The sequence below is a fragment of the Bradyrhizobium sp. LB8.2 genome (assembly GCF_040548035.1).
In the GTDB taxonomy this organism is placed as follows: Bacteria; Pseudomonadota; Alphaproteobacteria; order Rhizobiales; family Xanthobacteraceae; genus Bradyrhizobium.
Genome location: NZ_JBEPQV010000003.1, coordinates 15,659 through 27,926, shown reverse-complemented (window position 1 = coordinate 27,926; position 12,268 = coordinate 15,659). Strand labels below are relative to the sequence as shown.

Below are 12,268 nucleotides of genomic sequence, written 5' to 3'. Positions count from 1 at the left end.
ATGGCTGGAACGCAGCCGTCTCGACCGGCGGGAAGGGTGCATCCAGGCAGGCCGAGGGGGTATTTTAAATACTTTACTAACGAACGAGGCCTGCGCGGGGTGTCGCAAGGCCTCTCAACCGTGCACCCAGGCCTTAATTGCTGGCCGTGGCGATGATGCTCTTCACCTGGCTCAGGGTGTAGCTGGCGCCGTCGATGGTGAGCAGCGGCGGCGACTGGGTCAGGTCGACGGACGACACCGTGCCCTGCACCTGCGCGGCGATACCGACATTGTTGTTGGCGACATCCTTGCCCGTGGCCGAGATCGTGTACTTGCCGTCGGGCCATTGCGTGCCGTCGTTGCCCATGCCGCTCCAGGTGAACGGAACGTCGGCGCCGGCGCCGGCGGTATATTTGCCGGTGAACACGGTCTGGCCGCTGGCATTGGCGACGGTGATGTCGACCGTCGCGTCGCTGGGCACGTTGAGATGCCAGGTCGCCGACGAATTCGTCATGGACGCCGTAGTGCCGTCAACCAGGGCGGTTTTGCCGACGAAGCCGAGCGCCTGGGTCGCCTGCGTGGTCTGTTGCAGGGTGACCAACTGGGAGAGCGAGTCGTTGGTCTTGAGCTGCTGCTCGACGCCGGCGAACTGCACCAGCTGCTGGGTGAACTGGTTGGTGTCGAGCGGATCGAGCGGGTTCTGGTTCTGCAGCTGCGTCGTCAGCAGCGTCAGGAAGGTCTGGAAGTTGCCCGCCAGCGTCGCGCCGGTGGTCGAGCCCAGGCTCGAGCTCGACGTGGAGGATTTCGTCAGATCGGTCGTGCCGGAGACGACCGAAGGAGCGGTGGCGCCAGTCGTGGTGGTCATGTCTCGATACTCCTCACACTCTGATGTCGACGCCGCTGCTCGATCCGAGCATGCGGCCGTAGCTGCGCCCGACCGGGGCTGTGGGAACTGCTTCCTCGTCGCTGATGATCAGCCGGCGGGCATTACCGCCATTGTCGTTGTTCTGGCCGGAGTTCTGGCCCGACGAATTCTGGTCGCGCAGGCTGAAGGACAGCCCGTTGCTGCCGGTCTTGAGGCCGGCATCGTCGAGCGCGCGCTGCAATTGCGGCGCGTCCTGCCGCAGCATCTGCAGCGTCTCCGGTTTCTCGACGGTGAGATGCGAGGTGATCTGGCCGTTACGGTCGACATTGATGCGGACATCGATGCGGCCGAGGTCGAGCGGATCGAGGCTGATGTCGAACCGGGTCTTGCCCGCGCGTGCGGCCGCCGCGATCTCGATCGGCACGCCACTAATCGGAATAGCGTTGGCATTCGCCGCGGTCGCGGTGAGCGTCGCGGTCGATGCGGTCGCGGCCGAAGTGGTATTGGTCAGCGGCGCCTGCACGGCAGAGGCCGCCTGCGCGCTGGTGTCGGTCGTGGGGACCGCGGCCTGCGTGCCCGCATGGGCATGCGGTGTTGCCGTCGCCGGTGTCGCATCGGCCGTGCGGTCGGAAGTCCCAGCCTTGGCGTCGGCCGCGTTCGCATCGATTGGCGGCTTGTCGGCTTCCGGATGCACCGCGTTGGCGGACGCTGCCGTCGCCGGAGTCTGCGCGGCGTTCGCCTTGCCGGTGTCCTGGCCGATATTGGAGACGTCGCTCCCAACTTGCGCGGTCGCGACGGCCTTGAACGAAGTTTTTGGCGTGCCCTGGTCGACGGCGGCGATCAGGCCGCCATTGGTCTTCGCATCGGTCGCGGTCGCATCGGTCGTCCCGGTCGCGGCATCGGCCAGCGTCGCCGAGGTAGCGGCATCGACCTTGGCGCCCGCGGTCTTGGCGCTCTTGTCGCCCGGCGTCGCGGTATCGGTCTTGGCGCCGGCGATCTGCGCCGCGGTGGAGGCGCTGGCGGCGATGCCGGCGGCGGCGATCGTCAGTGGCGAGGAGGCCTGGTTCGCGGCCGCGTTCGGATCGAGCGGCACGACCGGCGCGGCCACGACGATGCTGGGATCGGGCACGGCGGCCGGCGTCGCGTCGACTTGCGCGGTTGCGGCGGCATTGACCGCGGCGGCAAGGCCATCGGTGCCGTCGGTCTTCTTATCCTTGGTGTCGTCGGACTTGTCCGCCGATTTGGCGTCGGACGTCTCGGACTTGTCCTTGGTCTTGCTATCCGCCTTGGCCGGATCGGCCGTTGTGTCGTTCTTGGTATCGTTCTTGGCCGGCGCGGAATTGTCGGTGTCGTCACTGGCCTTGCTCTGCGAGGACGGGTCGGTCGCCGAATGATCGCGCGGGCTCTTGTCCGAGGACGACGAGGAATCGGTCCGGCGCGGTGCGGTGTCCGGGGACGACGCGCTGTCGCTGATAGCTTGAGTGTTGCTGTCGACCAGCGAACCGAAGGAGTCGTTGGACGTGTCTTTCGACGCCTGCGACCGGGCAGGCTTTTGCTGCGCGCTCTGGACTTGCGCGCTTGCCGCTACATCTGACGTACGACCGACCACAGGCGACCCCTCGGAAACATCTTCGGCATAAGAGGTAGCAAGGAGCGGGCCAGCCCCGCGCCTCGGTATTTTATCAAGATAAATCAATGATTTGAGGAATCATCTCCGCTGCCGCAAGGCCTTTCAAAGCCCCGTCATTTCTGCCTCCCCGGCAAGAATTGCCCTAACTGGCCGCCCCCATGATTGCTTCACCGGAAGGCCGCCTATATTAAAGAGACAGCTCTCAGCCGCTTTCGACCGGGCAAGCCGCCCTTCGGGAACCAAAGTTCCCGGGGATCGCCGATGTCCCGCCGGAAGCATCCAGCGGATCGCCCAACGCCGCCGTCACAACGCTTTAAGGCCCATGCTTAATAGTCTGGATCTCGAAGGCCGTCCTGAGGATACCAGGGTCGTCGTTGCCATGTCGGGCGGCGTCGATTCATCGACGACGGCTGCGCTTTTGAAGGCGGAAGGCTACGACGTCGTCGGCATCACGCTGCAGCTCTACGACCATGGTGCGGCGACCCATCGCAAGGGCGCCTGCTGCGCCGGCCAGGACATCCACGACGCCCGCGACGTCGCGGCCAAGCTCGGCATTCCCCATTACGTGCTCGACTACGAGGACCGCTTTCGCGAGTCCGTCATCGACAATTTCGCCGACAGCTACGCGCTCGGCGAGACGCCGGTGCCGTGCATCGAGTGCAACCGCTCGGTCAAGTTCCGCGACCTGCTCAAGACCGCGCGCGAGTTAGGGGCGACCGCGCTCGCCACCGGCCATTACGTCGCCTCGCGCCGCCGCGCGGACGGCTCGCGCGCTCTGGTGTGTGCCGCCGATGCCGATCGCGACCAGAGCTACTTCCTGTTCGCGACCACGCAGGAGCAGCTCGATTACTTGCGCTTTCCGCTCGGCGACATGACCAAGCCCGAGACGCGCGAACTGGCGCGGCGCTTCGGTCTCGCGGTCGCCGACAAGCACGACAGCCAGGACATCTGCTTCGTGCCCACGGGGCGCTACACCGACATCATCACCCGCTTGCGGCCGAACGCGATGGACCTCGGCGAGATCGTCGATCTCGACGGCCGCGTGCTCGGCCGGCATAACGGCATTGCCAATTTCACCATCGGCCAGCGCCGCGGCCTCGGCATCGCCGCCGCCGCGCCGCTGTTCGTGGTGCGGCTGGAGGCCGCCAACCGCCGCGTCGTTGTCGGCCCGCGCGAGGCGCTGAAGATGCACCGCATCGTGCTGCGCGACGTCAACTGGATCGGCGACGGCGACATCGACCGCGCGATCGGCGCCGGCCTCGAAATGTTCGTGCGCGTGCGCTCGACCCGCAGCCCCCAGCCGGCATGGCTGCGTGGCGCGAACGGCCATTACGAGGTCGAACTCGTCGCAGGCGAAGAGGGTGTCTCGCCGGGCCAGGCCTGCGTGTTTTACGACGCGCCCTCGGGCCAGGCGCGTGTGCTCGGCGGCGGCTTTATTCAAAGCGCCGCCGCGAAGGCTGCGACCGGCACGGCACGTCCGCTCGCCGAAGCCGTGCGCGGCTAATCCATGAAATCGGACCGCACTCTCGCGACACCGGAAGTGCGCCCCCTCTCCCGCCTGCGGGAGAGGGTTGGGGAGTGGGCTCTCTCCACCCGCGATATATCGCGAGCGGATAAAGCCCTCACCCGGCGCTACGCGCCGACCTCTCCCGCAAGCGGGAGAGGTGCCAGACCGCGCGCGGGGCTGACTTCGATCTCACCAATAATCAATTCTCGATAGAGTTTGGCGTAAGGGCAGGGGCATGGCAGCAGACATCTCGCGGGCCGGGGTCGAGAAGGCCTATGGCCGCTGGGCGCCGGTCTACGATCTCGTGTTCGGCAAGGTCTTTGACGCTGGCCGGCAGTCGACCATCATCGAGGCCGACCGCATCGGCGGCCGCATCCTCGACGTCGGCGTCGGCACCGGGCTTTCGCTGTCGGACTATGCGCGCACCACAAAGATCTGCGGAGTCGACATTTCCGAGCCGATGCTGCGCAAGGCGCAATCGCGCGTGCGCGCGCTGCGCTTGAGCAATGTCGAGGTGCTCTCGGTGATGGATGCGAAGAATCTCGCCTTCCCCGAAAACTTCTTCGACGCGGTGGTCGCGCAATATGTCATTACCGCCGTGCCCGATCCCGAAGGCACGCTCGACGAGTTCGTGCGCGTCTTAAAGCCCGGCGGCGAGCTGATCCTCGTCAACCACATCGGGGCGGAAACGGGTTTTCGCAAACTCTCCGAACTCGCGTTTGCCCCGCTCGCCCGCCGTCTCGGCTGGCGTCCGGAATTTCCGTGGCGGCGACTGGTCGACTGGGCCGCAAAACACGGCGGCGTTGCGCTGGCCGAGCGCCGCCCGATGCCGCCAATGGGGCACTTTTCGCTGATCCGCTACCTCAAATCGTAATGTTCGGGGTGGGAACAGGGCGCACATCCCGCGCGTTTTCCGCCCATGCGCACGACATCAAACATCATTCTGGCCAGCCTCCTGATCGCCGCCTCCGGCAGCGCGATCGCGCAGGCCCCGCCCGCCCCGGCGACGCCGCCGCAAGCGACCGCGCCGCCATCCCCGCAGCACGCCGCCAGTTGCACGCCGCAGGACCGCCCCAACCGCCAGGGCGACGGCACCACCACGGGCCAGTCCCGGGAACCGCTCGGCGACAAGCTTGCCAAATCGGACGGCGTGCTCTGCCCGCCCTCCGGCGTCGATCCCGAGATGCACGCGCCGGCGCCCAGCACGAACGGCGCCATGCCCGTCATCCCGCCCCCCGGCAGCCCCGGCGGTGACCCGACGGTAAGGCCGAAATAGGCCAATTCTGTCTCCCGATCTCGTCATGGCCGGGCTTGTCCGGCCCAGTCCGGCCATCACGGGTGTGGCTGGAAATCTGGTCCCGAAATAGGTCCAATTCGCTCCCCGAAGCGGACTTGTCCCGCCGTAGCTTCAGCAAAGGCGGAAGCTTACGCAAACGCGGATTGACAGCCCGCCGCCCCCTTCCTTATATGCCGCGCGTTCGCGAGATCGGCCGTATCAGGCCCTCGCGACCCTGTGGCGGGGTAGCTCAGCTGGTTAGAGCACGGGAATCATAATCCTGGGGTCGGGGGTTCGAGTCCCTCTCCCGCTACCACGTATCCCCCACTATTGTGGTGGGCCTCCGGAAAGACCTCCCCGCCTATCAGGCTGGCCAGTCTACCTTTGACTTCGACCTCGAAGCCCTTCCAAGGTCCCTTTGGATGGACCGTGACGCTGTGCACGAGGGTCCGAAAATCTTCCACTAGGGAACCGCGGTCGTCCTCTGCCTTCGAATGGCCAGACATTGTCTCGGCAAGCGCGTTCACTGAACTGATGTAGCGATCCAAGGCAGATGGGTGGAGCGCGACGGGAACGGGGACTTCTTCGAGCGCGGCCATTTCGGCCTCGACGCGCAGCCGCTCTTCCTTGAGCTCCCCGATCCGCTGCTTGGCGTCCTCCTCAGATATGACGTACTTGATCACAAGATCAATGTTGCGTTGCCGCTCACCTTCGATCCGGTCACGTTTCGCCGCCAGTCGCGCACGCACCGCGACCGCGTCCCCCGCAAGCCGCTCTCGTTCGCTGTTATAGCCGCGCACATAAGCCTCGATCAGCCGCGGATCTTTTAATTCCTCGGCCATGCCACGAAGCACAAGCCTTTCGATATCGCGCAGATAGATGATCCTGCGATTTGAACAAATGCCGCCCTCGCGAACCGCAGAACAACGAATCCTAGTCTTTCCAGTCTTGTCACGGTCATGAACCGACATTCCGGACCCACAACAACCGCAGCGAAGAAGACCGGAGAGGAGATGCGGCGCCCGTCGCTTCACGTGGCTGGCCAAGTGGCTCTTCTTGGTCTTTAAAGCGTGAGCCTGCTCCCAAATCGACTGTTCGACGATGCGTACCTGAGGCGCCTCGATGCTCTGCCACTCATCACGAGGGTTCGGGCGAGATAATCGCTTGCCCGTATCAGGATCTTTGACCATCCGGACTTTGTTCCAGACGATACGGCCGGCATAGAGTTCGTTGAATATGAGCCCGGCACCACGCTGGGCGTTGCCATTGATCGTCGACGCGTTCCATCGCTGGCCTCGCGGTGGACGAACGTTTTCTCGGTTGAGATCGTGTGCAATGTCCCGGGGCGTTCGTCCCGCGGCATATGACGTGAAAATGCGCCGTACGATCTTAGCTTCGTCTTCGACTATTTCAAGTTCACCGGGTTTGCCGGGAACGGCTCGATATCCGTAGGCACGCCCACCGGCGTGTCGACCGTCTCGTATCACACCGGCCATGCCGCGACGGACCTTCTTCGCTCCGTCTTCGCGCTGCATCTGTCCAACGAGGCCGCGAATTCCAATCAAAATCGAGTCCGCAGTGCCATCATGAACGGCTTGGATTTCGATCCCTTGGAAAGATAGCCTTTTGTGGATGCCGGCCAGGTCTTCCATATCACGTGAAAGCCGATCCAGCGCTTCCACAATGACAACGGTGAAACGTTGTTGGCGCGCCGCATCCATAAGCTGCATCAAGCCATCGCGCCCGAATACAGAGGCCCCAGAACGAGCCTTGTCCGCGAAAGTCGCAACGACGTCGAGTTGATGACGGGCCGCATAGCCCCTGCACAGAGCAATCTGATCTTCAGTCGACTTTTCGTTCTGAAGCTCGGTCGAGAACCGAGCATAAACTGCTGCGGGCTTCATATTGAACACCACCGCTGATGCGCTTCTCGCCGGCGGCATCAAGATGATCTTTCATCAGCCGCTCACTCTCAAACACATGATCGCGCCTCGCGTCGGCTATTGCAAGAGCTTCAACAAACTTGACCAGAGCAGGATCAATGTCACGTGGGGTTACACATCGTGGTGCATGATGAAACACTTCCCTCGTCTTCGTACGTTTCATCCCCGCAAGATGCTGCGTGGAGTCCACGAATGGCAGGCCGCTTACACGTCGGTCGTAGAATTGGATACGATTGAAAGCGGAACGGACACACTCTCAGAAGCGGAAAAATCAGGAGCGGAGCTTTTGTTCTGGCAGCGGTCAGGTCGGGAATTCACTGGCGTCACTTTGTGCAAAGCCCCGCAACCAGACCGATATGAGCGGCGGGCTAAGCGATCGGCTTCGTTGATGTGGCTGTCTTTTGTTTCAATCCGATCGCGTTCGTTGCGCTGCGGTTGGGTCGTTTCTGGTGCGAAACTGGTGCGGTCACCTGCTCGTGCAGATGAGTCGGGATTGACATCGATAGCTCTCTATCGCTGAACTCTCTTCAGGATGATCATCAAGCGGATCGATTTGGCTCCCTCTCAAGGCTGAAACAGGGGTTCGATTCCCCTAGGGAGCGCCAGCAAACTCAGGCACTTAGGTAGCCATCAGCCGCGTTCGTTGAATAACGGTTGAATAAGACGCTGGTGATCAGCGGCGAACGCTTGCGGAATTTGCTGCCGACATTCGCCAAATAGCCTCGGCGCGATGCCTCACAGTGGCTGGCGCATTCGCGAAAAATTTTCGCGTCGCTCTTTGATGTCCGGAAATAGTCAAACCGCCGCTGACGTGCGCTGTCGTACGCGAGCGCCCTCGGCTGTTCGCATTGACGTTGCTCGTCGCACAATCAACTCTTGTCCCGTCGAGCTTTCTGCGAATAGGAGGTCCACGTGAGCTACAATCGACGAGAGAAAACTGGCGGACACCAGTCACACGTCAGTCTATCCGCCCCGAAAGCCGCAGAACGGAGCACGATGCCATTCGCCCAGCGGCTCACCTGCACGATTGACGATGCATGCGAAGTTACCGGCTTGGGACGCACGAAGCTTTACGAGTTGATAGGAACTGGGCGTATCGCCACGACAACGATCGGACGTCGGCGACTAGTAGTGGTGCGCTCACTTCTGGCGCTGCTTGACACCAGCATGTCGAACCAATGGTCGTGCGACTGAAGGGAGCGCCCACTTTGAACGCACTTTTCCTCAGGCGCTCATTTTGATAACACGACCGTGTTCACTTAGCCGGTCGAGCGCCCAGCACTGTGCCGTCTGTTGCTCTATATTCGCGCGGTAGGCATTCACACATCGCCGCGCGCTTTGCTCCGACCAACTCGACCACCCATTTCAACGAAGGGGGCGGGACCCGCATCCGGGCAAACCGGAGTGCGTTGAAGACCGCATCGGCGGTAGCGTCGTCACCCAACGTGGCCAGCACTGCGGAATGGGTGAGTACATCAAGAGAATTTCCAACCGTCAGGCGCGGATACCGTTCACCGCAGATTCGCGTAGCCTTCCGCTCGTCGATCAGGGTGATCGCTCCTCTCTCGACGCCGTAAGCGATTGTCGCGGCTTCGCCGTCGTCGAGGGTTGCGTCACCCCGTCCGATCACCAGATCCTCGAAATGGGACTCGGTGAGATCGTCAAGCTTCGCAACGGAGATAAGGCCTGCCGCAACAAGATCAGCGACCAATTGCCCGTCATTTCGACCATTTCGGCGGTCTTCGAGGAGTTCTCCCTGCACGACATCCGTAATGACAAAAGGATTCGGAATCGCTTTTAAAATGCGCGGCCCGCAGGCCGTGGCATTCAGATTGATCACGGTACTCGCATCGATGACAACCGGCGCCGTGGGGTCAATCAGGCATGAGAGCCCCATCGGCTTCGCTCCCTTCTATTTCCAGGCCATCGAACATGCGCCGCAGCTCAACGCGGTCCAGATGGAGCATGCGGGTGAGCTGACCTTCGCTCAGTATCCCGCGGCGCCAGGCTTCGCCGGCGAGGAGCCCGAGTCGAAGCGTCGTCGGTCTGTCCGCATCCGTTTTATGAAGGTTGAGCCCCGAAAGATCGCCCAACACTTGAATGGCCTGCTGATCGCTAATGCCTCCGTTCGCCTGAAACCAATCCCACGTCCCAGACTTCGCCAGCTTGAGCTCTTCCAACCGCCTGACGATCGCTTCACGAGAGACGCCGAAGAAATGTGCGAGCACGATGACATGCCGTCGGGTCAGTTTTTCCGATCCGACGGTAATCTCCTTGAATTTCTGCATGACCGCACGGGCAGGGGTCATGAAAGCCCTGCCGAAAGTGTTGGCGTAACGCTCCTCACGGGAGTTCTCAGTGACGCCCTCCTCCAAAACTTCCGGCTCCCGCCGCGTAGAAACCAGATGACCGAGCTCGTGGGCTGCCGTTTGGGCGCGGCGATCGCGCGGGTGATTGCCGTTGAGAAGAATGCAGGCGCCCAGTGCTTCGTCGTACGCGAACAGGCCGGAAATGCCACCATCGATCCGCCGGATATAGACGCGGACGCCAAGTTCAAGCTCAAGGAGCGTTACAATGTCGGAGATCGGGCTCAGGCTTAATCCGAGCCGCTGTCGCAATTCGAGCGCATCCTGTTCGGCCTGTGCCCGAACGTCACCGGGAAGGATCGGGCGCTCCGGCGGATAGTTACGCAGCGGTTGCACGCCGAGAAGTCGCTCCAGCTCCGCTTCGGCGCGCGCCAGGTTCTCTAATTGCTTCACAGCAAGTTCGACCGCATCATCCTCCTGCTGGAACAATTTGCGGAATTTAGGGGTGAGATCCGTATGAATCGCCTCCTGCCGCATCAGCTCATTGATCGACATTTTGTAAAGGTTGGCGAGCTTGCGCAACTCATCGATCCGCACACGCCGCTGGCCTTGTTCGATCGCAACCAGAGTGGTTCGTGAAAGCCCGACGGATTCCGCCGCGTCAGCTTGCTTGAGCTTGACGCGGTCGCGCGCTTCACGAAGGCGCTCACCAACTTCCGTCGGCGGCATGGTATCAAGCAGACTGGTCATTGTCGGCCCACTGAACAACAAACGATTGCGGTCCCAGTGAATTCATATAGGTTTTCCATTCTTTTTGGTGTTGAGAGAGCAGCCGGTCCAATTTTATACGGATGGCTGCTTCCGGTTCGCCGAGGGCGCGTGCGAGCTGAAAGGCCGCGAGATTGAGTGGCCGTTCTGCCGCACGCGACTGCTTTAAATACGCGAGGTGATCGAGATGCAACGTGCCTGCGATTGCATATTGCTTTTGAGCGCGGGTCTTTTTATCGAACCCTTTAGCGGCTCCCGCATCGAAGGTCGGCGCAGAGAGATTTTCCCAGACATACGTCTCTGCAGGCTCGTCAAGATCAGCCGCATGAACGCTCAGGCGGCGCAGCATGCAGGCCGCGCAAATACCGCATTGGCGCCGGTGATTATCGACAGACACATGGCGGTTATCCTGCCAGCATGATCGTGTCTCCGACCATTCAGTGTTCTTGCCGTTGCTCAATGCCATGTACGCTTTGAGCGTTTCACCTTTGGTGAACCACAGACGCGGGAATACGAATGCGATGTCGTAGCCAAGAAGCGCTTTAAAAAACGCCGTCATGTGCTTCATGAACCGGGGATGGTTCCGGTAATCCTCATAAGCCTGACCGACGGGCACGAGCGTTGGGCCGAGCGCACCCTGTCCACTTTCCGGGACGATGACCTTGCCGGCTTTTGCGAAATACGCAGCCGCTCCGCTCAGGACAGCAAATTTGAAGCCGCGCGACCGGGCGGTTGATTCGATAAAGCGGGATGCGCCGGGCTTCACTTGATAGGGCAGCGTCATGAAAGGCTGCTTTCGCCCAAACGAATCTTTGGGGTGATCTTTCTTCTTCGACCCGAGACGCACGCGAACCAGCCGAGCGCCGTATTCTTCCGCCATCAGCGCGCCGACCGCGCGGGAATCGAGGCCATCGCTGAACGGAATAACCGCCTCGGCACCGGTATCCAGATAGAATAGTTCCTGTGCCGGTTCGAGGGCGGGCTTTTTCCGCCTTATGAAGGTGACTTTCCACTGATCTCCGGTCAGCAGTTCGAGCGCATCATGCAACGTGTCGGACACGCTCTTCTGATTCCAAACGTCGAGATCATGCACTGGCAGGCGCAGTTCAAAAGCGCGCCCCCATCCCAGAGCCGGGCGGCGCTGTATGCGATCACAGAATTCAACGCAGGCAGCAAGCAGCATCAGGTCGAATACGACCGGCTCCCATTTGGCGAAGAAATAGGCCGCAAGATTATGCGTCTTGAAAATGAGGTTGGTCCCGATCTCGCAAGGAATCCGGCCTGCGCGCGCGCGTCCACCCTCTTCGTGCACATCAACCTGGATCGCGGGCAGTTCATCATCGTTCATGGCAGCCTCACACCGTCTTCAATTCCTTGCTGCTTGACCGATTGCGGTTGAGCGGCAGCGGCGTCCAGTCCCGACAAACGACGGGCGAGACCCGTAATCGGAGCGCTCGCCACCGCGTCTTCCATGCGATTTCTGACACGGGTCGCCATCGCCTCGGGGCTTTGCTTGCGCAGATAATGTTCTTCCACTTGCCGGGGTCCCCGCGCCGCGCGGTCGCGCAAGGCGTTCTCGACACCATCGGAAACTGCGTCGATGCCGAGCTTTCCATTCGCAAGGGATTGCGTGACGTGATCGACGATCAGGCGACGCATCGGGTATCCGGCGGAAAGATCCCGCCGCGCGGCTTCCAGTTCGACTGATTTATCTTGTCCGAACATGTCGGTCTGCCGGGCATCACCTAGGATCGTACGAATGGCGCGGACGACTTCGCCGCAACCTTCATCGCGCCACGTCTCTTCCAGTGCAGGGACGACACGCGCGGCGACTTCATCAGGCTCGAACGCGGCCTTGTGCGCCCATTCCGCAAACTTCTTCCAGGCGGGCGTCATGTTCAAACTTTTGTACGGACCATCACTCATAGCGATTCTACATGTCAAAAATATAAGTAAAAAAACAGACAATGTCAAATACGGAGAATAGGCCCTCT

13 protein-coding genes, 1 tRNA gene and 1 pseudogene are annotated in these 12,268 nt (G+C 61.6%); 7 read left to right on the top strand and 8 right to left on the bottom strand.

The features are described 5' to 3' along the window. Positions 1-133: 133 nt before the first annotated feature. Both ABIB06_RS04575 and ABIB06_RS04570 read right to left on the bottom strand, forming a co-directional pair. Positions 134-844, bottom strand: a complete 711-nt coding sequence (locus ABIB06_RS04575; protein WP_247343304.1) for a flagellar hook assembly protein FlgD — start codon at positions 842-844, stop codon at positions 134-136. 13 nt (positions 845-857) lie between these two features. Continuing rightward, a complete protein-coding gene (locus ABIB06_RS04570) occupies positions 858-2,453 on the bottom strand; it encodes a flagellar hook-length control protein FliK (protein WP_354045030.1) in 1,596 nt (531 codons plus the stop codon). Positions 2,454-2,796: 343 nt separating this feature from the next. Between ABIB06_RS04570 and mnmA the strand changes: the two genes are divergently transcribed. The 5 genes from mnmA (at position 2,797) to ABIB06_RS04545 (ending at position 6,087) form a co-directional block, all read left to right on the top strand. Continuing rightward, a complete protein-coding gene (gene mnmA / locus ABIB06_RS04565; RefSeq protein ID WP_354068586.1) occupies positions 2,797-3,978 on the top strand; it encodes a tRNA 2-thiouridine(34) synthase MnmA in 1,182 nt (393 codons plus the stop codon). Between the two features lie 238 nt (positions 3,979-4,216). Then, positions 4,217-4,855, top strand: a complete 639-nt coding sequence (locus tag ABIB06_RS04560; RefSeq protein ID WP_354045034.1) for a class I SAM-dependent methyltransferase — start codon at positions 4,217-4,219, stop codon at positions 4,853-4,855. A 45-nt stretch (positions 4,856-4,900) separates the two neighbouring features. Next, positions 4,901-5,257, top strand: a complete 357-nt coding sequence (locus ABIB06_RS04555) for a hypothetical protein (RefSeq protein WP_354045035.1) — start codon at positions 4,901-4,903, stop codon at positions 5,255-5,257. 239 nt (positions 5,258-5,496) lie between these two features. Then, positions 5,497-5,573 (top strand) — tRNA-Met (locus tag ABIB06_RS04550). 241 nt (positions 5,574-5,814) lie between these two features. Then, positions 5,815-6,087, top strand: coding sequence for a hypothetical protein (locus ABIB06_RS04545; protein WP_354045037.1), 273 nt, complete (start codon positions 5,815-5,817; stop codon positions 6,085-6,087). 27 nt (positions 6,088-6,114) lie between these two features. Here ABIB06_RS04545 and ABIB06_RS04540 read toward each other — a convergent pair. Further along, a pseudogene (locus tag ABIB06_RS04540) lies at positions 6,115-7,161 on the bottom strand (recombinase family protein); the annotation flags it as partial. Between the two features lies 1 nt (position 7,162). Between ABIB06_RS04540 and ABIB06_RS04535 the strand changes: the two are divergent. Further along, positions 7,163-7,720: a hypothetical protein gene (locus tag ABIB06_RS04535; protein ID WP_354045038.1), complete on the top strand. Its 558-nt coding sequence runs from the start codon at positions 7,163-7,165 to the stop codon at positions 7,718-7,720. A gap of 91 nt (positions 7,721-7,811) precedes the next feature. Here the strand turns inward: ABIB06_RS04535 and ABIB06_RS04530 are convergent, their stop codons facing one another. Continuing rightward, entirely contained in the window at positions 7,812-8,069 is a 258-nt protein-coding gene (locus tag ABIB06_RS04530; protein ID WP_247447571.1) for a hypothetical protein, read from the bottom strand. Between the two features lie 127 nt (positions 8,070-8,196). Between ABIB06_RS04530 and ABIB06_RS04525 the strand changes: the two genes are divergently transcribed. Continuing rightward, entirely contained in the window at positions 8,197-8,394 is a 198-nt protein-coding gene (locus ABIB06_RS04525; RefSeq protein ID WP_354045089.1) for a helix-turn-helix domain-containing protein, read from the top strand. Positions 8,395-8,455: 61 nt separating this feature from the next. Here ABIB06_RS04525 and ABIB06_RS04520 read toward each other — a convergent pair whose 3' ends face one another. The 4 genes from ABIB06_RS04520 to ABIB06_RS04505 are packed head-to-tail and all read right to left on the bottom strand — an operon-like array spanning position 8,456 to position 12,170. Continuing rightward, positions 8,456-9,097, bottom strand: coding sequence for a PIN domain-containing protein (locus ABIB06_RS04520; protein ID WP_354045040.1), 642 nt, complete (start codon positions 9,095-9,097; stop codon positions 8,456-8,458). Continuing rightward, positions 9,075-10,256: an ImmA/IrrE family metallo-endopeptidase gene (locus ABIB06_RS04515; RefSeq protein WP_354045042.1), complete on the bottom strand. Its 1,182-nt coding sequence runs from the start codon at positions 10,254-10,256 to the stop codon at positions 9,075-9,077. The genes ABIB06_RS04520 and ABIB06_RS04515 overlap by 23 nt, the downstream gene beginning before the upstream one ends. Further along, a complete protein-coding gene (locus ABIB06_RS04510; protein WP_354045044.1) occupies positions 10,240-11,622 on the bottom strand; it encodes a 7-cyano-7-deazaguanine synthase in 1,383 nt (460 codons plus the stop codon). Before ABIB06_RS04510 ends, ABIB06_RS04515 begins: the two co-directional genes overlap by 17 nt. Next, entirely contained in the window at positions 11,619-12,170 is a 552-nt protein-coding gene (locus ABIB06_RS04505) for a hypothetical protein (RefSeq protein WP_354045046.1), read from the bottom strand. The genes ABIB06_RS04510 and ABIB06_RS04505 overlap by 4 nt, the downstream gene beginning before the upstream one ends. Positions 12,171-12,268: the final 98 nt, after the last annotated feature.